The sequence below is a fragment of the Limnohabitans sp. DM1 genome, assembly GCF_001269385.1.
Lineage (GTDB): Bacteria > Pseudomonadota > Gammaproteobacteria > Burkholderiales > Burkholderiaceae_C > Limnohabitans_A.
In genome coordinates this window covers 1-19,785 of the sequence record NZ_CXOO01000076.1, presented here as the reverse complement: position 1 = coordinate 19,785, position 19,785 = coordinate 1, and the positions used below count along the sequence as shown (strand labels likewise).

Sequence of the window (19,785 nt, the reverse complement as noted above, 5' to 3'; positions counted from 1 at the left end):
CACTGGGTCCGTGTATGTCATAGTGTGCTCTTCCGATCTTGCTCGTCTGGCTGATGTTTTCGCACGGGCAGCCATGGTCTTCCAGGTAGGACGCCAGTTCCTTGATGGTTTTAGCATCGCGCCCTTCGGTTACAAACAACACGCGCCTGGCAACGGCATCAGCGKCCAGCGTGACGTAGCTGTGTCCCCTGGCACGCGAAGTCTCATCAATCGCCAGTGCCGTGACATCCGAGTGATCTGCCAAGCCACAGGCCATCTCAACATACTTTTCGCACACGGCCAGAACCTTGTGCGGCGACTCCCCGACAAGACGCGAGACGGCGGCAAATGGCATCTGGCCAGACAGCATCAGAATGAAGGCTTCAAACAGCAAGGTGAAGCCATTAAGTCGCCCGGCAAAATCAGGCTCGACCAACCGCACCGAACCGTTGGGAAGTTTCACGCGAGGCGTGCGAACTTGCAGATGGCACTCGTGTTGAAAGAAGTTCAGGTGCCGATACGTCTTGGCCACCGTGTCGTGCACACCATGCAGCCCATCGTGACCCGAGACTGCAAAGCGACTGCCGACTTTGAAGTCAATCAATATCGTCAAGGTCTTGGCACCTTCGTCGAACTCAACCGAGGCAACGCACCACGGGTCAGTGATGCCCAGGGCAGATTCAAACAGCTTGGCAGTCATCAATTCACGCTCAAAAGTTGATCAATATGGCAGAAGCTTACCCACTCAAATTTCAAGAGAACCATAAATTGCTTAACCGGACACTGCTGTTCATATGTCTAAATTAATTCCTGTGGTGTTGTCTGGCGGCAGTGGCTCACGCTTGTGGCCTCTGTCGCGTTCCTTGCGTCCCAAGCAGTTTTTGGGGGTGACCGAAGATGCCACGCTGTTTCAGCTCACGCTGCAGCGCTTACAGGGCATCACGGCCGATGTCATGAGGCCCATTGTGGTGGCCAACAATGACCACCGCTTTTTGGTGGGCGAGCAATGCCGAGAGGCGGGCATTGAGCCCTTGAGCATTTTGCTCGAGCCTGTCGCTCGCAACACGGCGCCTGCCATCACCGTCGCAGCATTGGCTGCGCAAGAAAGGGGCGATGATCCGGTGTTGCTGGTGCTGCCGTCTGACCACACGTTTGCCAATGTGCCCGCTTTTCACCATGCCGTGCGCGTGGGCTTGCAGGCGGCTGAAGCTGGGGCCTTGGTGACGTTTGGGATTGTGCCCACACATGCCGAGACGGGTTATGGCTATGTCAAGGCCGCACAGGCGCTGGACGCCAATGCGGCAGTGCCCGTGGCCCAGTTTGTTGAAAAGCCCAATCTGGCAACGGCACAGGCGTATCTGCAAGAGGGCAGCTACACCTGGAACAGTGGCATGTTCATGTTCAACGCATCGGTGTTTTTGCAAGAGCTCGCGCAACACAATCCGGCCATGCTCTCAGCCTGCGAGGCCGCCTGGCGTCTGGGCAGCAAAGACCTGGAGTTTGTGCGACTGGACAAAGAAGCCTTTGCCCAAACCCCATCTGATTCGATCGATTACGCGGTGATGGAAAAGACCGCCAAGGCTGTGATCGTGCCGCTCGATGCGGGTTGGAGCGATGTGGGCGCATGGTCTGCGGTTTGGCAAGTCTTGCCGCAAGACGATCAGGGCAATGCAACACGCGGTGATGTTTTGCTGGAAGGCGTGACCAACAGCTATGTGCATGCAGACAACCGTTTGGTGGCCTTGATTGGTGTGGATGGCTTGGTGGTTGTAGAAACATCAGACGCCGTGCTGGTGGCCCACAAAGACAAAGCCCAGGATGTGAAAAAAGTGGTGGATACCCTGAAGGCGCAAAAACGGCCCGAGGTGGATGTGCACCGTGAGGTGTTTCGTCCATGGGGGTCTTATGACTCTGTGGACAGTGGTGAGCGTTTTCAGGTCAAGCGCATTGTGGTCAAGCCCGGTGCCAAGTTGTCGGTGCAGATGCACCACCACCGTGCCGAGCATTGGGTGGTGGTGTCGGGCACGGCCAGGGTGTGCATTGGGGATGAGACGAAGTTGATCACCGAAAACCAATCGGTCTACATCCCCGTGGGGGTGGTGCATTCGCTCGAAAACCCGGGCAAGCTGCCTTTGCATTTGATCGAGGTGCAGTCGGGCTCTTATTTAGGCGAGGACGACATTGTGAGATTTTCTGACCAGTATGGTCGTGTGTGATGGGGCTGCTTTTGCTCGCATGCCGGTTGATGGGCTTGTGAGGTTGGTAGATAGATATTTGTGATGCGAGCCTGATGAAAATTGCAATCGCTGGAACGGGGTATGTGGGTTTGTCCAACGGCATTTTGTTGGCCCAAAACCATGAGGTGGTCGCCCTGGATGTGGTGTCGTCCAAGGTCGAGCAGCTCAACCGCAAGGTGTTGCCGATTGAAGATGTGGAGATGGCGGACTATTTGTCCAACAAGCCACTGAATTTCAAGGCGACTTTGAGCAAGGAAGAGGCTTACCAGGGGGCGAGCTTTGTGATCATTGCCACGCCGACGGATTACGACCCGGTGAGCAATTGTTTCAACACCCAGTCGGTCGAGTCGGTGATTGAGGATGTGTTGGCCATTAACCTCCAGGCCACGATGGTGATCAAGTCCACTGTGCCCGTGGGTTTTACGGAACGCATGCGCTTGAAGTTCATGACGCACAACGTGATGTTTTCACCAGAGTTTTTGCGTGAAGGCAAGGCCTTGCAGGACAACTTGCATCCCAGCCGCATTGTGGTGGGGGAGCGTTCCGAGATGGGGCAGGCCTTTGCTGATTTGTTGGTCGAAGGGGCCATTAAAAAAGACATGCCTGTGTTGCTTGCCGACAGCAAAGAGGCCGAGGCCATCAAGCTGTTTGCCAACACTTACCTGGCCATGCGGGTGGCGTATTTCAATGAGCTGGACAGCTACGCTGCGTCTTTGGGGCTGGATTCGCGGCAGATCATTGACGGGGTATGTCTGGACCCGCGCATTGGCAACCATTACAACAACCCGTCTTTTGGTTATGGTGGGTTTTGTTTGCCCAAGGACACCAAACAGTTGTTGGCCAACTATGCGCAAGTGCCGCAAAACATCATTCGTGCGGTGGTTGATGCCAACAGCACCCGCAAAGACTTCGTGGCCTTTGATATCTTGAAGCGCAAACCCAAGGTGGTGGGCATTTACCGCTTGGTCATGAAGGCGGGCAGCGACAATTTCAGGGCCAGCAGTGTGCAGGGCATCATGAAGCGGCTCAAGGCCAAAGGGGTCGAAGTGGTGGTGTATGAGCCTGTGCTTCAAGAGCCACAGTTTTTCAACTCCGAGGTCATTCAGGACCTGGCCGTATTCAAGCAGCGAGCCGATCTGATCGTGGCCAATCGCCAGACAGATGATTTGGCCGATGTCTCTGACAAGGTCTACACGCGGGATTTATTCGGTTCGGACTGAGCGGGCTGGCGTATTTTCATGTCATCGCGATGGGCATGTCGACAACTCCCGCAGCAACTCTTGAGTCGGCACGCTGAAGTTTGAAACGAGTGAGAGATGTCAGCTTGTAGGTCGGTACTCGCAGAGTCCGACATGATGGGTTTCGCCGCAGGCCCCTGTCGGGGTCTTCGACCGCCGACCTACAACAGCTTTGAGCATTGAAGTTTGAAACGGGTGAGAGATGTCATCTTGTAGCATTGAAGTTTGAAAAGGGTGCGAGATGTCATCTTGTAGGTCGGTACTCGAAGAGTCCGGCATGATGGGTTTCGCCGCAGGCCCCTGTCGGGGTCTTCGACCGCCGACCTACAACAGCTTTGAGCATTGAAGTTTGAAACGGGTGAGAGATGTCATCTTGTAGGTCGGTACTCGCAGAGTCCGACAGATGGGTTTTGGCACAGGCCCATGTCGGGGTCTTCGACCGCCGACCTACAACATCATTGAGCATTGAAGTTTGAAACGGGTGAGAGATGTCATCTTGTAGCATTGAAGTTTGAAACGGGTGAGAGATGTGGTCTTGTAGGTCGGTACTCGCAGAGTCCGACATGATGGGTTTTGGCACAGGCCCATGTCGGGGTATTCGACCGCCGACCTACAACATCTTTGAGCATTGAAGTTTGAAACGGGTGTGATATGTCATCTTGTCGGTTGTACTCGAAGAGTCCGACATGATGGGTTTCGCCGCAGGCCCATGTCGGGGTCTTCGGCCGCCGACCTACAACAGCTTTGAGCATTGAATACTTCTCAGGGCCGGATCAATAGCCGCTGTTTCATCGCAGGTACGTTTGCAAAACAGGCTTGTACTTGTTTGCGAGGCCTTCGTAAGAGAATTGCTGCTGCAAGGCCAAACCTGCCAGATTGCGTCCTGTTCGGGACTTTTCCCGGGCTTCGTGCAAGCGCTTCAAGGCGTGGGTTTCATCGGGCTCGGCCCACCAGCTTTTGACCGTGAGGTTGGGGTAGTCGTGGGCCTTGACCTCTGAGCGGGTCCAGTTGACCAGCAGGGTGTTTTCGGCTGTCACAAAATCTTGAGGCCCTGAAAAATCCGTGCACACCAGATACAGGCCGTTTTGCAACGCTTCAACCAAGGTGCGACCAAAACCTTCGCTGCGATGCAGTGACAAATAGCAATCAGCACTGGCGTACAGATCGCTTAATTCACTGGGCTCCAAGGTGTCTTTGATCACTTTGATGCGAGGGTGCCTGGGCAGCCAGTTCAAGGCATCTGGCCCCATGTTTTGCCACCGGCTGATTTTGAGGATGAGGAACGCGTCAGGACAAGTTTGGGCCATTTCCAGAAAAACCCGCAGCACTGCCTGCGGGTTTTTTCTTTGCAGTGTCGAATGCAGGTCGAACAAATACAGTGACACGAAAGCATGGGCCGGGATTTTGAGCTTCTTCCTGAAGTCCACGCCCCGGCCAGCTTGTTGCACGACAGGCAAGGGCAGTGCCAAAGTGAGTTGCCGCGATTGGGCAAAAAAGGCTTGCTGCACAAATCGGGTGGGGCACCAGATGTGGTCCATCAACTGGAGTGCAGGGACTTGATCGGCAGGAAAGTCCGGAAGTTCCCAGAGAAAATAGCCCACTTTTTTTAGGGGCTGCGTGAGCAGTTTGGGATGCAGGCGAACCAGTCGTTCACACTCCGTGGCGGCCATGAAAAAAATGCTGGTGGCGTGGTCTTGTGTGGTCATGTGCCGCCATGAAACTTGCACACGCCCTTGAACATCGGTGGGCACATCGATGACCGAAAAAGCAATGCCCAGGTGGTCGAGCATGGCAGCAAAAGTACGCAAATCTTCACCCAGACCCATGGGCGAAGTGGCGTAGCCTACAAGATTGAATCCGGGGGAGGCGTTCATAGGGGAAGTGTAGGTTTAAACTTGTTGAATTCAGAATCAATGCCTGCATAAAGTCTTGCAGGAGCAGGAGAAAAAAATGGCGACTTCCAAGAAAAAAAATGCGGTCAAACCAACGGCTCAAAAAACTGTAAGCCCAGGCAAAACGCCCTCCAAACCGGTATCTGGTAAGCCCACAGCGGCGGAACCCGCAAAGCCTGTGACGCAAGGCGCAGCGCCGGACAATGCAGCCGCGCTTGCCATGCCAAGCCCAAATGCAGTCACAGCCTCTGCGATCAAGTCTCCCGCGCCTGCACCCTTGCCAGCGCCAGCAGCGGCGCCACCTCAAGCCGCTGAGGATGAAAAGACCAGCATGCCCGATTTGCCTGAAGCTTCAGGGCCCAAGCCAGAGGTGGAAGCGCAACTGGAGCGCAAGTTGTCGCAAGAGCCACCGCGTGCGCTCAATTCACCGATCAGGATTTTCCAGATTTACTTTGAGGGTTGGCAGCGGGAATTGCTGGACCCGGCTTTCTATCCGCTGGACAACAGCCGCAATTCCTCGGAACTGATGGAGTTCAATGTCTTTGAGCAATTGCAGCGCAATGCAGCGACACAGGGGGTTGAACTTTGGGGGGCGCTGTCTTGGCGATTTGCAGAAAAGACGGGCATGCAAGGTGCTGAGTTGGTCAAACAGATTGTGGAGCACCCGGGCTATGACGTTTATTTTTGCAATCCGCATCCCAATAACGAGGCCATCTATCACAACATGTGGGTGCAAGGGGAGGTGTCACATCCTCAGTTCCTGGAGTTGGTCCGACTGTTCTATGCAGCCGCAGGTTTGGATGACAAAGAGTTGACTGCCATTGAGCCTTCGAGCAATTTTTCAGCGGCCAATTATTTCGTCGCGTCCCAGAAGTTTTGGAGTTTGTTCATACCGTTTGTCAAACGGGTCTTGGTGACGGCGGACAAGCGATTGGACCCCAAAATTCGGGATCTGATTCACTCCAAAGTGGCTGATGACAAAGCTTTGCATGCGGGGGCGACCTACATTCCGTTCATTGTGGAGCGTTTGTTCATGGTGTTCATGCGCAGCGAAGGCAAGGGGCTCAAGGCTTACAAAGTGGCTTTGCCCGAGCGGGAACGGGAATTGAATGTTCACCTGAAATTGTTGCGTGAGATGAAAGATGTGGCGCATAAAACCCAGTCCGCCTGGCTGGCGGCCTGTTGGGTCAACTACCGCAACCTGTACTTGAGTCAGACCAATGGCAAGGCCTGGTGTGAAAAGTACCTGCGTGCCATCACGCCGATTGAAGTCAAATTTGGGTAATGGCGGAATTTTGGGCCATTGGGCTGTTGTGAAATAGAGGTGGTGTATGAGTTTCCTGTCTTCGTTGTTTGGTAAAAAAAGTCCTGCGCCTGTGGCGCCTGCCATGGAGCAGCCAGAGAAAGAGCCTGCACCGTTTCCGGTCGCTGCAGCGGTGGCTCAAGTCCAGGCGCAATTGAGGGAGGCGGCCAAGGCTGATTTGCAAGATGCGGCGGCCATCTTGAACGGTATTTCCGAAGCGCCAGCATCCACACTTTCTTCAATTCCTGTGGCTGTGCCTGTACCTGTGTCCGAGCCTAAACCAGCTCCTGAACCTGTACCAGCACCAGCACCCACACCCACACCCACACCCACACCCACACCCACACCCACACCCACACCCACACCCACCCCAGCACCAGTACCAGCACCAGCACCAGCACCAGCACCAGAACCAGAACCAGAACCAGAACCAGAACCAGAACCAGAAGCTGTAGCACCTGCTGCGCAAGAACAAGCTACTTCTGTTCCTGCGCAGAGCCCTGTGGCGCCCGGCATGGGAAGAGATGATGTGATTGCGGCTTATCGCTTGTTTTTGCGCCGTGATCCGGAGTCAGATGCGGTGATTGCGCCGCGATTGGGGATGTCGCGAGAAAATTTGCTCAGTACTTTTTTGATGTCTCCGGAGTTTTTGCAAAGGCCGGAACACATCAAGTTGTTATTGGAAGTGGCGAAATCCATCGATGAGCGGCAGAAAATACCGGTCAATTTGGCGGGTATGCCCGCAGTCTCTGACGCTGATATCGAAGCAGCGAAAAGAATCTTTTGGCCAGAGCCGCAGGCCCAAGCCATGCAACCGTTGCCAGGTCAGTCCGCAGAGCAGGCCTTGGCGCAGATGATGCATTCTGAGCATTTTCAGAAAAATGAATTCAATGCCAAATTGGTGACCCATTTGGCTCGGCAAATCCTTGAGCGCTTGAATAAAAAATAAGCGCTCGTCATGGGTCAAAGCCCCCGCCATGTCGTGGTGTCGCGGATATGTCTGACCGTGCAGTCAGTGCTTGCCTGAAGCGCCCTGTTTTCCAGCATCGCCAGTCAGGCAAGCGCCCATGTTGACGATTTACGGCGCCGGTTTCACCTCGGCAGAAGTGCCGCCTCTGGCAATGATCGACACGACCGAGCCTTGTGTTTGTTCGTAGAGCTGATAGGGCCGCAGCACTGTGCTGAGCGACAGGTTTTGCTGCTTGACGCTGACGGGTGTCGTTTGTAAAAACTGGATCAGCAGGGAGGACCGCAAGGCGTAGTTGACGTTGACCAGCAGGTCCTGCGTGCGCTCTGCGATTTTTGGGGTGTTGAGCTTGCGTTGCACCATGCCCACCACCGTGCCATCTGGCCCGAGCACCGGGCCACCGGAATTGCCTTGCGAGACTTCGGCACTGATTTGCATGAAACCGCTGTCGGTGTTGTTGGAGTTTTCGTTGCGATAGCCGTTGATGATGCCTTGGGTGATTTTTTTGCTCATGCCCTGAATGCGCGGTTGCGGGTAGCCAATCACGCTGACTTCCAGGCCCAGAGGAACTTGGGTGCCGGGGTGCAAGGCCAGGGGCGGCAATTCAATGCGGGCCTTGAGCAAGGCCAGGTCCAGCGCGGCGTCCGTTTGCAAGACTTGAGCTTGCACCCACCGGGGTTGTCCGTTGGGGCTTTGGCCCACGGGGCCAAGGAGTACGCTGGTGCGGCCATTGATCACATGCAGTGCGGTCAGAACATGGCCTTCGCTGACCACAAAGCCTGTCCCCCAACTGATGGCTTGTGTCGGGGTGTTGGTGGGCGCGCGCGCTGCCTCAGCGTCCTGTGCATGGCTCAAAAATGGCAGTGACACCAGGGCCAACAGCCACAAGGCCATGCGCAGCGGTAAGGTGGTGCGCGTGCGCCTGAAGGTGCGGTGAGAAGACGGTGAATGGCGCATGAAATCAGTGGGGTAGCTGGGGGTAAACTTGTCTGCAATGTACACATTTCTGGTTCCGCTCAGGATTTTGGGGCTTCGCTGCCGGGGAGGGCGTTTGTGCAATCGCTCTTGATCGACGCCCGTGAACTGGCTCAAGAAGCGCCCCGGCTGGTCAGTGCCGGGCCTTTGATGGTGATGCCGTGCACCGATGTGCAGGCGGCGCAGCGCGCCATGGACTTGGCATGTTCTCGCGCCCAAACTGATGGCTTGATGGTGGCGGTGCTCGATGCCGATCGCCTGGGCTTTGTGGCGGTGGCCAATCAGGTGTTTCGGGCCTCTCAAAGCCCATGGTTTGGTTATTTGGCCCAAGATGCTTTTGCGGGCCGGGACTGGATGGCTCTGGCGCTGCGTGCTTTGCAAAAGCCTTCTGCCGCACTGCTGGGCTTTAACGACGGTAAGTGGCATGGTCAATTGGCATCGTTTGGTCTGGCCTCGCGGGCCTGGGCGCAAACGGTGTATGGGGGGGATTTGTTTTTTCCGGGTTACCGCAGCCACTTTGCCGATGTGGAGCTGACTTTGGTGGCGCGCCAGCAGGGGGCTTATGTGTATGAACCCGACAGCGTGTTGATGGAAGTGGACTGGGGCAAGGACCGCGCCACGGTGCGTGCCGAAGACCGCAGCTTGTTCAAGGCGCGTGCCCGCCAGGGCTTTGGGCAGCGCGTGACTGATGCCGCCTTGTTGGGTTTGTTTGCATGAGCATCCGCCAGATCAATGCCAGTTATGTGGCCGATGAGGACCGGGTGATGCTGCGCCTGACCACCTTGACCCATGAAGAGTATCGGCTGTGGCTCACGCGGGCGGTGGTGGGCGGCTTGATGCAGCAGACCGAGGCACTGGCGGTGAAAAAACTGACACGCAACCACAAGGTGCAGCACGCCCAGGCCGTGGCGCAATTGCAGCAACAGGTTTTGCAGCAAAACGCCAGCTACACCCAGTTTGAAGGCGCTTCGCGTTTGCCCTTGGGGGCCGATCCGGTGTTGGTCAAAGCCGTGCAGACGGGGTGGCAGGATGACGTGCCGCTGCTGGTGCTGCAATTGGCCAAAGGACAAAACCTCAGCCTGCGCCTGAGCGACGATTTGCTGGGCAAGATCCAGTTGCTGATGCACAAAATGAACCATGCCGCCCGCTGGGCATTGCGTGTTTTGCCCGCTGCTGGCTTGGCCACGCAGCACGCGATGGGCGATGAAGGGCCGACGACCAAAGACCGGCTTCTTCCTCGTGGGTCGGCGGTCGAAGACCCCGACATCCAGCCTGCGCCAGGCCAGGCAGCATCGGCCCAAGCCCTGCCCGACCCAGACCCACTGGATGAACTCACGCCCGGCGACAGTCTCCCGCGCAGAAAGTTGTTGCACTGATGAGCCCCCAAGAACAGGCCGTGCGTCAACTGCTCACACACGCGCAGCAGGCCATGAATGCCGGGCGCTGGTTGCAGGCGCACCAAGGCTTTTCTCAGGCCCTTCAAAGCGCGTCGCAATCTCCCCAGGTGCACCACAACCTGGCTTTGTGCGAATTGGCGCTGGGGCGGCATGACGCGGCACTGCGCCACGCCCAACAAGCCCTGAAATTGTCGCCATCACTGTGGCAAAGCCGCATGGTGAAAGGCAAGGCGCTCAAGGCCCTGAAGCAACCCGAGGCCGCAGATGCGGCGTTTGCGCAGCTCTTGCAAACACAGCCCGATAACGGCGAGGCTTTGTTGGCACGGGCCGATTTGGCCATCAATGTGTTTGGCTTGCCTTTGCAGGCCATGCAGTGGGTGCGCCCCTTGTTGCAATGCCCGGAGCATGGCGAAGATGCACAACTGACTTTGCTGATGGCCAGTGTGTATGACCGCGACAGTTCGGCGCAAGTGCTGAGTGATGCGGTCAAAGCTTTTTCCAGGCGTCATTTGCGCTTGCCTGAGGGGGTGTTGACGACGCAGACCATCACCCCACAAGAGCGAAGACCAGGGCCGGGCGGTTTGCGCCCCCGCGTGGCCTTGCTGTCGCCGCATTTTTCGGCTTCGCCGGTGTATTTTTTGACGATAGCCGGTTGGCGCCATGTGGCCAAGGGCTCGGACATCGTGGTCTTCAATCGGGGCTACCAATCGGACTGGGCCACCGAGCAGTTCAAAGATCTGGCCACCGAATGGGTCGATGTGCAGACCTTGTCCGCCGAGGCCTTGGCCCAGCGCATCCATCAGGCCGACATTGATGTGTTGTACGACCTGGGCGGCTGGATGGACCCAATGGGTCTGAAGGCCTTGTCCGCCAAGCCTGCACGCGAGATTTTCAAGTGGGTAGGGGGGCAAAGCCTGACCACGGGGCTCGAGACCTTTGACGGCTGGATCGGCGATGAATGGCAGTCGCCCAAACGGTTTCAGCACCTGTACACAGAGCCCTTGGTGAACATTCCGGGCGGCTACGCCACCTACACACCGCCGCCTTATATGCCCTCGGTGCCTCTGCACAAACACAGCACACCCGTGATTTTTTCCAACCCCGCCAAATTGTCCCGTGGCTTTTTGGCCTGGCTGGCCAAATTGCCCGGCCCCAAGCGTTTTGTGCACCACCAATTCCGTTTTGAACGCACCCGCCAAAAAGTGCTTCAGGCCCTGGGCACAGCCGGGGTGGAGTTCATTTGCCCCGCAAGCCACCGCGAAGCGCTGGAAATTTTGGGACGCCACGAATGGATGATTGACACCTTTCCCTACAGCAGCGGCCTGACTGCCCGCGAAGCCGCCGCCATGGGCATGAAGGTCAAGGTGTTTGCAGGTGAGTTGTTTTGCGAACGCCATAGCCTGCATTTACAAAACTGAAGATGTCGGACTCTGCGAGTGCCGACCTATCGAGTCAGCCGTGGGTGTTGATGGCTCATTTGTGGCTCAGCAAAAAATAAGAGCCAGCATTGCGGCGTCGTCCATGAGGTTGAGCGTGGTGTCGCCTGCAAGTCGGTAGCCCAGCAGCGTGAGGTGTTCCATCCAGTTGTCCGCATTCATGGGGGTGATTGTCTCAAACCCCCGGCCAGGATTCATGCAATGGACTGTTCTTTTTGCAGCTCTGCAGTGAGCACTTTCAAGGCCTCGGCATCCAGCGTTTCTTGTTGCAGCAATTGCTGGGCGCCGCGTGCCAGCAAGTCGCGGTTTTGGCTCAGGATGCTCTCGGCGCGCTGCAAGTTACTGCTCATGAGGTGGTCAATCGCGGCATCCATGCGCTGCAAGGTGGCTTGTGACACTGCAGGAGGCTGCTGGCCAAAGACCTCGTTCATGCCGGGCGTCACGGGCCGGTTGCTGTCATGGCTCACGCAGCCCAGGTCCTCGTCCATGCCAAATCGTGTCACCATTTCGCGGGCGATCTGGGTGGCTTTGGCCAAGTCATCTGTGGCGCCCGTCGAGATGTGGCCCAGCAGCAGTTTTTCTGCAGCGCGGCCGGCCAACAGCACGCAAATTTTGCGTTCCAGCTCCTCCCGGGTCATGAGGTAGCGGTCTTCGGTGGGGCGCTGGATGGTGTAGCCCAAGGATCCAATGCCCCGCGCCACGATCGACACCTTGTGCACCATGTCGCCGTCAGGCAAGGCCAGGGCCACCAGCACATGCCCCATTTCGTGTGTCGCTACAGTCAGCCGTTCTTTGGGGTTCAGCACGCGGTTGCGTTTTTCAAGACCGGCCACGATGCGCTCAATCGCTGCCGTGAAGTCTGCGAGGGTCACGCTGCTGGCTTTGCGGCGGGTGGCCACGATGGCCGCTTCGTTCACCAGATTGGCCAGGTCCGCACCGCTGAAGCCCGGTGTCATCGCGGCCACAGCTTCGAGCGAGAGCTGCGCGTCCAGCGAGATTTTTTGCGCATGCACTTTCAGGATGTCCAGACGCCCTTTTTTGTCGGGTTTGTCGACCAGCACCTGACGGTCGAAACGGCCTGCACGCAAGAGCGCCGGGTCCAGGATTTCCGGGCGGTTGGTGGCCGCCAGAATGATGACGCCCGACGAGGTGTCAAACCCGTCCATTTCGGCCAGCAACTGGTTGAGGGTCTGCTCTTTTTCGTCGTGCCCGCCCAGGCCCGGAAAAGCACCCCGCGCCCGGCCCAGTGCATCCAACTCGTCAATGAAAATGATGGCGGGTGCTTTTTGCCGGGCTTGCTCAAACAGGTCGCGCACACGCGCAGCGCCCACGCCCACAAACATCTCCACAAATTCGCTGCCCGACATGGAAAAGAACGGCACACCCGCCTCACCGGCTACGGCTTTGGCCAGCAGGGTTTTGCCCGTTCCCGGTGGCCCCACGAGTAAAACGCCTTTTGGGGTGTGCGCCCCCAGTCGACCATAGTCTTGCGGATGTTTTAAAAAGTCGACCACCTCCATGAGTTCCTGCTTGGCCTCATCCACCCCGGCAACGTCGGCAAACGTCACGCCGGTCACCTGCATCACATACACCTTGGCCTTGCTTTTGCCGATGTTCAAAAAGCTGCCTGCGCCTTGCTGGCCCATCATGCGGCGGATCAGAAAAAACCACAGACCAAAAAACACCAGTGACGGCAAAACCAGGTTCAGTGCATCGCGCATCCAGGTGGTTTCGATGACCCGGGCGTAGGGCACTTTGAAGCTGTCCAGGCGGGCCGCCAGCGCGGGTTCAATGCGCACCGTCACCCAACGCGTTTTGCCATTGACGGCTTCTTTCAATTGGCCGGTCAGGGTGTTTTCCGTGACCGTGACTTCCTGGATACGGCCATCACTCAAGGCTTGTTCGAATTGGCTGTAGGGCACCAGATCGGTGGAGCCGGTGCCTTGAAAGATGCCTTGCAACCAGATCAGAGTCAGTGTGGCCAGGGCCAAGTAGACCACGGTCATCAGGGGCCGGTTTGTGGCTTCGGGCTTGATCGGGGGCAGGCTGCTCATGCGCTGGCATTCATTGAAGGCATCAGGGCTGCATGCCCCCATACGGGCGATCTCAGTTGTTTGCGCATGACAGTTCGTTTCCTTGGGGCAAAGACCTTCATGCTGAACACCGCAAGACCTGCATGTCTTGCGCCAGCGCAAGGATTGGGAATGCAATCACGCCTTTACCTGCTTTCGTGTAATGCCTGCACAAGGGGTGTGCATTGCAATAAACGTCGGACTCTGCGAGTACCGACCTACGGGGCATTGGTTTTTTGTAGGTCGGTGGTCGAAGACCCCGACATGGGGGCGCGTAGACCGTTCTGTTCATGCAGTAAGCTTGCCTGTCATGATTGCTTGGATTTTTGACAGGAAATCGGGACCATGTCAGACACGTTGACCCACACTTCATCTAACCCCGTGGCCGCTTGGGTTCAGCAGGCTTTGGCGGCCTGGCAGGGCGGGCAGCGCCAGGACGCGCTGGCTTTTTTGCGGCAAGCCCATGCGCACGCCCCTGGCGATGCAGAGATCGAGGCCAATTTGGCGCGGGTTGAATTGGGCGTGGGCCTGGTCGAAGTTGCCAGGCACAGGGCGGCCAACCTGGCCTTGAAGCTGCCCCAGGCCCAGGCTTTGGAACATGAGTTGGCGCAGGCTTACCTGGCCATGGCCCGTCCACCGGCCCTGGCCGGGCGGTTTTATGCAGGTGATGCCGCGCAACTGGCCCATGATGTGGACGCCGCTTTGGCGCAAGCCACGGCCGGGCAAGCCCCTTTAGCAGACACGCCGCCCAAGGTGCTGGTGTTGCCGCATGCCGGGCATGTGTATTCGGGCGGCATGGCGGCCCAGGGCTATGCCTTGCTGCGCCCGCATTTGCAGCGCATCCGCAAAATTGTCATTCTGGGGCCGACCCACCGCATGGCGGTGCAGGGCGTGGCGCTGCCGGGTGTGGGCAGTTTTGCAACGCCGCTGGGGCCTGTGGAAGTGGATTCCCTGGCCGCGCATGCCGTGGCAGATTTGCCTTTTGTCGTGTCTGTGCCACAAGCCCACGCGCAAGAGCATTGTCTGGAAGTGCATTTGCCCTTCATTCAGCGGCTGTGGGCCGGGCAGGACATGCCCCGGGTCTTGCCGCTGCTGGTGGGGGCGGTGTCACCGGAAGACGTGGCCTTGCTGCTGGCGCGCATCTGGGGAGGAGACGACACGCTCATCCTCATCAGCACGGATTTGTCTCACTTTCACCCCTATGAGCAAGCACGCCAGATGGACCTGGCCACCTGTGCGCAGGTGCTGGCGCTGGGCGTGGGCTTGAACCACCAGCAGGCCTGCGGGGCCACGCCTTTGAATGCCGCTTTGCTGCAGGCGCGCACGAGAGGGCTGCAGGTGCAGCAGCTGGGGTATTGCAACTCGGGCGACACAGCCGGCAACACGCCTGAAGGTCGCCAGCGCGTGGTGGGTTATGCCAGTTTTGCCCTGTATGAACATGTCGCCCCCAGCGCGGCAAACGGGCTGGACGCGCAGGCCGGTGCCCAGCTTGTGCAGTTGGCGCGCCGTGGCCTGCACCTCGCCACAGCATCGGAGCCTGTGCCAGCGCCCGAGGTCGTGGCGTTGTCAGCGCCAGGTGCCAGCTTTGTGACTTTGACACAAGCGGGTCAGCTGCGCGGCTGCATTGGCAGCTTGCAGGCGCACCGTGCTCTGCACGAAGACGTGCTGGCCAATGCCCAGGCTGCGGCCTTGAAAGACCCCCGATTTGCCCCTGTGACAGCCCAGGAGGCACCCACTCTGGGCGTTGAGGTGTCGGTCTTGACGGCACCCGAGCCGCTGCCCTTTGCCAACGAATCGCACGCACTGTGGCAGCTGCAGCCTCATGTGCATGGGGTGATCTTCAGCTGCGAGCATGAGGGACGGGCCTACCGCAGCACGTTTTTGCCGCAGGTGTGGGCGCAGCTGCCCGATCCGCGCAAGTTCATGGCCCAGCTCAAGCGCAAGGCCGGACTGCCTGCTGACCATTGGTCGGATGCGGTGCGCCTGTCGGTGTACCGGGTGCAAAAGTTCACCGAGGTGGACCATGCAGCCTGACGCGCCATACCCCGCCCGCTGGTGGCAGGTGCTGGCTGATGGCCGCCTGCAATGCGACCTGTGCCCGCGCGAGTGCAAGCTGCACGAGGGGCAGCGCGGCTTGTGTTTTGTGCGCCAACGTGTGGGCGATCAGATGGTGCTGGACACCTATGGCCGCTCCAGCGGTTTTTGTCTGGACCCGGTGGAGAAAAAGCCGCTCAACCATTTTTATCCGGGCAGCAGCATCCTGAGCTTTGGCACTGCGGGGTGCAATCTGTCGTGCAAGTTCTGCCAGAACTGGGACATCTCCAAAAGCCGCGACGTGGACAAACTGGGCCAGCGCGTGATGCCCGCAGACATTGCCGCAGCCTGCGTGCAACTGCAAACGCCCATGGTGGCCTTCACCTACAACGATCCGGTCATCTTTGCCGAGTACGCCATCGACACCGCGCAAGCTTGCCGCGCTGCAGGGGTCAAGTCGGTGGCGGTCACGGCGGGCTTCATCCATGATGCGCCCCGACGTGAATTTTTTGCCCACATGGATGCGGCCAACATCGACCTCAAGGCCTTCACGCAAGACTTTTACAGCCAATGGTGCGCCGGAGATTTGAACAACGTGCTCGACACCCTGGTGCATGTGCAACACGCCACCGACTGCTGGCTGGAGGTCACCACCTTGCTGATTCCCGGGGCCAACGATTCGGATGCCGAGCTCACGGCCCTGTCGCGTTGGATGGTGCGTGAACTGGGGCAGGATGTGCCGCTGCATTTCACGGCTTTTCACCCGGACTACAAGATGCAGGACAGGCCTCGCACCCCGCCCGAGACGCTGGCCCGTGCACGGCGCATCGCCATGGGCGAGGGTCTGCGCTTTGTCTACACCGGCAACGTGCACGATGCCCAAGGCGGCACGACCTTTTGCCCGCAATGCCAGTCACCCGTGCTGGTGCGTGACTGGCACCTGGTCACGCAAAACGCCTTGCAGGGCAACCGCTGCGGCCACTGCGCGCATCCCTTGCCCGGACACTTTGCGCCCGAGGGTCAGGCCTTCAAGCCGTTTGGGCGCCAGCGCATTCCTGTGCGGTTTGAGTCAGCGCCTTGACGGAAAGGGTGGTGCCAAGTCACCCCTTATAGATTCGGCCTGATGAAGTCTGAACTGTGTGTTTCAAGCTGGGAGGATTTTGTGGGAGCTTGCAGCCAAGCGAAAAGCCTGTGGTCCACAAGCGTCTGATCGCCAGCAGGGCTAGCTCCCACAAGGCGCAAGGCTGAAGTCACCCTGCAGACTTCAAAGGGCCGGATCAATAGGTCGGCGGCAACAGAGCCGACATGCAGAATTGATTTCAATCCAAGATCGCAGGGAAGTCGCGCCGGACCCATACCCCGGTAAACCGCCATTCCAGCACCGGCGTTGGCCCATGAAAAAAAGGGGGGCACGATGGGTTGTACGGGGATACCTGATTCGACATCATGACGTACTGTTTAACCGCTGGTCATAGAGCCATTTGCGAATCACCTGTGCGTGAATGCCTTGGCTCAGTGAATGATCCGGGTTGATGATCACATTGCTTTCCTCAGGCACGATGACCGAAGGGATCACGAGGATGGGGTGCTTTTGCGCTTTGATCCAAAGATCGCCCACATCAAGGCTGGCTATGCCAGCGGGCTCTGCATCCCACGCCACAGGTACATCAGATGGAGAAAGCTCCAGTCGTTTTGCCCAGACATTGGGGGGAATATCGATGCGAACGAGATATCGGTTCAAAGGCAGACTCGTAGCACCCAGATGCACCAGTGTCTCAAGACAAGCCAGTGCAATATTGCTTGAGGTATAAACGGCAGCCAGGCCTTTTCTGTTCCACCGCCCCCCTGTCTGCTTGGCACCCGTCCCACAGAGACTGTTCGCCTTGTAGTGAGGTGACTCGGTCGCTATTCGCCAAGTGTTAACCGCCATCAAGCGTAGGCTCCTGACTGCATCCGAGCGAGCACATCGGACACCAGTTCCTGCCCTTGGATGGTGTCCATGAAATGCGCTGGCTTTTGACCGCCAAGCGCTCCCAAGGGTTGCTCAAGCCATTGAGCAACCCAGTGTGCGGCGTTGAACCCCTTGGGGTTACCAGACTCTTCAACCATGGTCTGCACCTGACCAATCAACTTTTGAAGACCAATCATCCGCTCAGACAATGCCGTTGGAAGCAACTCATCCTTGGAGGTTTTTCGCTTCATGGTTGAAGGCGGGAAATCCAGTGTGATGTAGAGAGCGGATTTAGTGATCCCCATGTCGATGATGGTCATATCAACGACATCAGGTGCGACGCGCTGACGAATAAATTGCACCCGCTCAGCCGCAGAGGCTCGGAAAATGCCCTTGTAATCGACCTTGGGGGGTGATTTTCTACGCGCATTTGGAAGCGTTTTTCTATTGGCAGGCTCAATGGATTGACGTGGCATGATGACTCCTTTGAGCCTTCATGATAGACCAAATGAGCCTATGGAGGCGACAACCCCGGTAGGGACATGTCAATCGACCGGCTTGTACCCCGAGAGCGACTGCTGAACTCGCCGCAATGACCCAAGTCTGGGATGCACATAGGTCGAAGCCGTCAGTTTGATGTCCGCGTGTCCCAGCATGTCTGATACCGCCTTGATGTTGCCGCTTCGCTCCAGCATCACCGTGGCGCTTGTGTGACGCACGCGATGTGCGCTCACCGTGTACCCAAGATGCCGCGACAAAGACTCAAATGCACGGCTGATGTGCTCGTCCAGCATTCGCGGTGATTTGATCCTCCCAGGCGACAGCAAAGGCAGGCAAAACACCTGGTCGTCTGGTCGTACAGGTAGGCCCGATTTCAGCTCTATTTCAGATCGCAGTTCACGGAGTGCCTGGCTGATCCACGCTGGCACGGGAACAAGCCATTCCCGCTTGCTTTTAGAGCCCTCTGAGGACATGAGCAGTGCAGATCGAGACAACAAAACGTGTTCCCATTTCAGTTCAACTATCTGGCGCCTGCGCATGCTTGTGAAATGCATCACCGAAAACACAGCCCGCCAAAACTTTGTGGGATTCAAGCCACTCACGCTGTCTGAATCCAGCAAGGTCATCGTGTGCTTGTACCAAGAGGAGGGGACTGTTTTCGGGCGCTTGACCCCCACAGGAGCTGGCCCCACTTTGGCGAAGGGCTGTGTCTGAATTTGATCCTCCGCAAGCGCAAAGTTGATCAGAGCCCGCAGGTGACGTCGGTGCTTGTTGTAGCTCGTAGGTCGCATACGCTCAAGGCACCAGGCACGATGAGCAAGCATCACGTCCACATTGATTGATTCAATCAAGACGGCGGTGCCAGCAAACCTCTCAAGGTTGCGGGATCGCATCTTCGTAGGACCTCACCGTGGATGGCCTCAATAGTTTGTATTGGGTGTAAACAGAAAGAAGGTCACGCAAGTCAAATAACTGATTCATATGCGAAAAAAACGGCGCAGTAAAAGTGCTGCGCCGTTAAAGCCCCGGATGGGGCAGGGAGGAAGAGGATTATTCGCTGGTGAAAGTACCTGTTGTGAATGAGAAGATTCGATTGAATGAGCCAGTTGGGTTTGCCGATGAAATCATTCCTGAATTTGTGCCGCTCAAAACAACGTCGTAAGTGCTGTTGTTGGCAAGACGCTGAGTTGGGACGACGAAGACTTGGTTAGCTGTAAGGCGTTTGTGTGGATCGTTTTCTTTCGTCAATACAGTCACTGGAACGCTGGCTCCACCACGTTGAGTGATCTGCCAACTTGCGAGGGTCAAAGTAGTTCCGTTTGATGACATCAAATAAACTGGTTGACCGTAAGGAGTCAACAAACGATCAACATCTGGGAATGGATCTGGACTCTCACCACCAAAAATTGGCACAACTGAAGTGACACCAGCACAAGGATAAGTTGCCAACGCATCCATTGGGATTTGTTGTCCTATAGCAGGCTGCTGAAATACTGACTCACTGAAAGCGTCAATTCAGCTGCGCGTTCGAGAATTCAGGCATCACAAAAAAACAGTTTGACATGCGCGGCGCAGACACCTTTACCGAGAGCTTGTTTCTGATGAAACGGCTGGATGATTTCGTACCTGCTGGACACCCTTTGCGAGCCATCCGTGAGATGGTCAATAAAGCACTGGTGGCCATGGACGGCTTGTTTGCGGACATGTATGAAGCTGACATCAAAGGCGGTCGCCCTAGCGTTGCCCCCGAGAAGCTATTGCGCGCCATGCTGCTGCAGGTGCTCTACAGCGTGCGCTCGGAGC

General features: G+C 57.3%; 18 protein-coding genes and 1 pseudogene. 10 read left to right on the top strand and 9 right to left on the bottom strand.

Translation table 11 applies throughout. The features are described 5' to 3' along the window. On the bottom strand, positions 1-679 hold a 679-nt coding region (locus AMM33_RS21260; RefSeq protein WP_194945664.1), incomplete at its 3' end, for a helix-turn-helix domain-containing protein. Between the two features lie 94 nt (positions 680-773). Here AMM33_RS21260 and AMM33_RS21255 point away from each other — a divergent pair. Together AMM33_RS21255 and AMM33_RS21250 are read left to right on the top strand one after the other, a co-directional pair. After that, entirely contained in the window at positions 774-2,195 is a 1,422-nt protein-coding gene (locus tag AMM33_RS21255) for a mannose-1-phosphate guanylyltransferase/mannose-6-phosphate isomerase (protein WP_090143221.1), read from the top strand. Positions 2,196-2,269: 74 nt separating this feature from the next. After that, positions 2,270-3,436 carry a nucleotide sugar dehydrogenase gene (locus tag AMM33_RS21250; protein ID WP_090143220.1) on the top strand — a complete coding sequence of 389 codons (1,167 nt, stop codon included), beginning with the start codon at positions 2,270-2,272 and terminating at the stop codon, positions 3,434-3,436. A gap of 806 nt (positions 3,437-4,242) precedes the next feature. Here the strand turns inward: AMM33_RS21250 and AMM33_RS21245 are convergent. Continuing rightward, complete coding sequence (locus AMM33_RS21245; protein ID WP_090143219.1) at positions 4,243-5,328, bottom strand: glycosyltransferase; 1,086 nt, start codon at positions 5,326-5,328, stop codon at positions 4,243-4,245. 349 nt (positions 5,329-5,677) lie between these two features. Here AMM33_RS21245 and AMM33_RS21240 point away from each other — a divergent pair, with 349 nt between their 5' ends. Both AMM33_RS21240 and AMM33_RS22265 read left to right on the top strand, forming a co-directional pair. Continuing rightward, entirely contained in the window at positions 5,678-6,631 is a 954-nt protein-coding gene (locus tag AMM33_RS21240) for a hypothetical protein (RefSeq protein WP_194945663.1), read from the top strand. A 46-nt stretch (positions 6,632-6,677) separates the two neighbouring features. After that, positions 6,678-7,598 (top strand): hypothetical protein, encoded by a 921-nt coding sequence (locus AMM33_RS22265; RefSeq protein WP_194945662.1) that lies wholly within the window; start codon positions 6,678-6,680, stop codon positions 7,596-7,598. A 129-nt stretch (positions 7,599-7,727) separates the two neighbouring features. On the opposite strand, the gene AMM33_RS21225 is transcribed toward AMM33_RS22265, so the two are convergent. After that, positions 7,728-8,618, bottom strand: a complete 891-nt coding sequence (locus AMM33_RS21225) for a S1 family peptidase (RefSeq protein ID WP_228768296.1) — start codon at positions 8,616-8,618, stop codon at positions 7,728-7,730. Positions 8,619-8,669: 51 nt separating this feature from the next. On the opposite strand from AMM33_RS21225, the gene AMM33_RS22260 reads away from it, so the two are divergent. The 3 genes from AMM33_RS22260 to AMM33_RS21210 are packed head-to-tail and all read left to right on the top strand — an operon-like array spanning position 8,670 to position 11,406. Then, positions 8,670-9,308: a glycosyltransferase family 2 protein gene (locus tag AMM33_RS22260; protein WP_194945660.1), complete on the top strand. Its 639-nt coding sequence runs from the start codon at positions 8,670-8,672 to the stop codon at positions 9,306-9,308. Then, positions 9,305-9,967, top strand: coding sequence for a hypothetical protein (locus AMM33_RS21215; RefSeq protein ID WP_090143213.1), 663 nt, complete (start codon positions 9,305-9,307; stop codon positions 9,965-9,967). The genes AMM33_RS22260 and AMM33_RS21215 overlap by 4 nt, the downstream gene beginning before the upstream one ends. Then, positions 9,967-11,406 (top strand): tetratricopeptide repeat protein, encoded by a 1,440-nt coding sequence (locus AMM33_RS21210; RefSeq protein ID WP_090143212.1) that lies wholly within the window; start codon positions 9,967-9,969, stop codon positions 11,404-11,406. The genes AMM33_RS21215 and AMM33_RS21210 overlap by 1 nt, the downstream gene beginning before the upstream one ends. Positions 11,407-11,618: 212 nt before the next feature. On the opposite strand, the gene ftsH is transcribed toward AMM33_RS21210, so the two are convergent. Next, complete coding sequence (gene ftsH / locus AMM33_RS21205; RefSeq protein ID WP_369802486.1) at positions 11,619-13,478, bottom strand: ATP-dependent zinc metalloprotease FtsH; 1,860 nt, start codon at positions 13,476-13,478, stop codon at positions 11,619-11,621. Between the two features lie 363 nt (positions 13,479-13,841). On the opposite strand from ftsH, the gene amrB reads away from it, so the two are divergent. Together amrB and amrS are read left to right on the top strand one after the other, a co-directional pair. Further along, positions 13,842-15,530, top strand: a complete 1,689-nt coding sequence (gene amrB / locus AMM33_RS21200) for an AmmeMemoRadiSam system protein B (RefSeq protein WP_228768295.1) — start codon at positions 13,842-13,844, stop codon at positions 15,528-15,530. Further along, entirely contained in the window at positions 15,520-16,611 is a 1,092-nt protein-coding gene (gene amrS / locus AMM33_RS21195; RefSeq protein WP_090143211.1) for an AmmeMemoRadiSam system radical SAM enzyme, read from the top strand. The genes amrB and amrS overlap by 11 nt, the downstream gene beginning before the upstream one ends. A gap of 363 nt (positions 16,612-16,974) precedes the next feature. Here amrS and AMM33_RS21190 read toward each other — a convergent pair whose 3' ends face one another. The 5 genes and pseudogenes from AMM33_RS21190 to AMM33_RS22255 form a co-directional block, all read right to left on the bottom strand. Beyond that, positions 16,975-17,460: an RES family NAD+ phosphorylase gene (locus AMM33_RS21190; RefSeq protein ID WP_090143210.1), complete on the bottom strand. Its 486-nt coding sequence runs from the start codon at positions 17,458-17,460 to the stop codon at positions 16,975-16,977. Then, positions 17,460-17,957, bottom strand: coding sequence for an antitoxin Xre/MbcA/ParS toxin-binding domain-containing protein (locus AMM33_RS21185; RefSeq protein WP_228768294.1), 498 nt, complete (start codon positions 17,955-17,957; stop codon positions 17,460-17,462). Before AMM33_RS21185 ends, AMM33_RS21190 begins: the two co-directional genes overlap by 1 nt. Positions 17,958-18,026: 69 nt before the next feature. Then, positions 18,027-18,608 carry a site-specific integrase gene (xerC, locus tag AMM33_RS21180; protein ID WP_228768293.1) on the bottom strand — a complete coding sequence of 194 codons (582 nt, stop codon included), beginning with the start codon at positions 18,606-18,608 and terminating at the stop codon, positions 18,027-18,029. A gap of 78 nt (positions 18,609-18,686) precedes the next feature. Next, positions 18,687-18,875, bottom strand: a pseudogene (locus AMM33_RS22790) (phage integrase SAM-like domain-containing protein); the annotation flags it as partial. Between the two features lie 157 nt (positions 18,876-19,032). Beyond that, positions 19,033-19,440, bottom strand: a complete 408-nt coding sequence (locus AMM33_RS22255; RefSeq protein ID WP_194945658.1) for a hypothetical protein — start codon at positions 19,438-19,440, stop codon at positions 19,033-19,035. A gap of 104 nt (positions 19,441-19,544) precedes the next feature. Here AMM33_RS22255 and AMM33_RS21175 point away from each other — a divergent pair. Continuing rightward, the coding region (locus AMM33_RS21175; RefSeq protein WP_194945657.1) for a transposase at positions 19,545-19,785 on the top strand (241 nt) is incomplete at its 3' end.

What these genes read in the sequence shown, in the direction of transcription:
- AMM33_RS21255 (WP_090143221.1), top strand. Translation starts at nt 774, where the DNA reads ATGTCTAAATTAATTCCTGTGGTGTTGTCTGGCGGCAGTGGCTCACGC.
- amrB (WP_228768295.1), top strand. Translation starts at nt 13,842, where the DNA reads ATGTCAGACACGTTGACCCACACTTCATCTAACCCCGTGGCCGCTTGG.
- AMM33_RS21250 (WP_090143220.1), top strand. Translation starts at nt 2,270, where the DNA reads ATGAAAATTGCAATCGCTGGAACGGGGTATGTGGGTTTGTCCAACGGC.
- AMM33_RS21215 (WP_090143213.1), top strand. Translation starts at nt 9,305, where the DNA reads ATGAGCATCCGCCAGATCAATGCCAGTTATGTGGCCGATGAGGACCGG.
- ftsH (WP_369802486.1), bottom strand. Translation starts at nt 13,478, where the DNA reads ATGAGCAGCCTGCCCCCGATCAAGCCCGAAGCCACAAACCGGCCCCTG.
- AMM33_RS22255 (WP_194945658.1), bottom strand. Translation starts at nt 19,440, where the DNA reads ATGGATGCGTTGGCAACTTATCCTTGTGCTGGTGTCACTTCAGTTGTG.
- AMM33_RS21185 (WP_228768294.1), bottom strand. Translation starts at nt 17,957, where the DNA reads ATGCCACGTCAATCCATTGAGCCTGCCAATAGAAAAACGCTTCCAAAT.
- AMM33_RS21245 (WP_090143219.1), bottom strand. Translation starts at nt 5,328, where the DNA reads ATGAACGCCTCCCCCGGATTCAATCTTGTAGGCTACGCCACTTCGCCC.
- AMM33_RS21240 (WP_194945663.1), top strand. Translation starts at nt 5,678, where the DNA reads ATGCCCGATTTGCCTGAAGCTTCAGGGCCCAAGCCAGAGGTGGAAGCG.
- AMM33_RS21190 (WP_090143210.1), bottom strand. Translation starts at nt 17,460, where the DNA reads ATGGCGGTTAACACTTGGCGAATAGCGACCGAGTCACCTCACTACAAG.
- AMM33_RS21210 (WP_090143212.1), top strand. Translation starts at nt 9,967, where the DNA reads ATGAGCCCCCAAGAACAGGCCGTGCGTCAACTGCTCACACACGCGCAG.
- AMM33_RS22265 (WP_194945662.1), top strand. Translation starts at nt 6,678, where the DNA reads ATGAGTTTCCTGTCTTCGTTGTTTGGTAAAAAAAGTCCTGCGCCTGTG.
- xerC (WP_228768293.1), bottom strand. Translation starts at nt 18,608, where the DNA reads ATGACCTTGCTGGATTCAGACAGCGTGAGTGGCTTGAATCCCACAAAG.
- amrS (WP_090143211.1), top strand. Translation starts at nt 15,520, where the DNA reads ATGCAGCCTGACGCGCCATACCCCGCCCGCTGGTGGCAGGTGCTGGCT.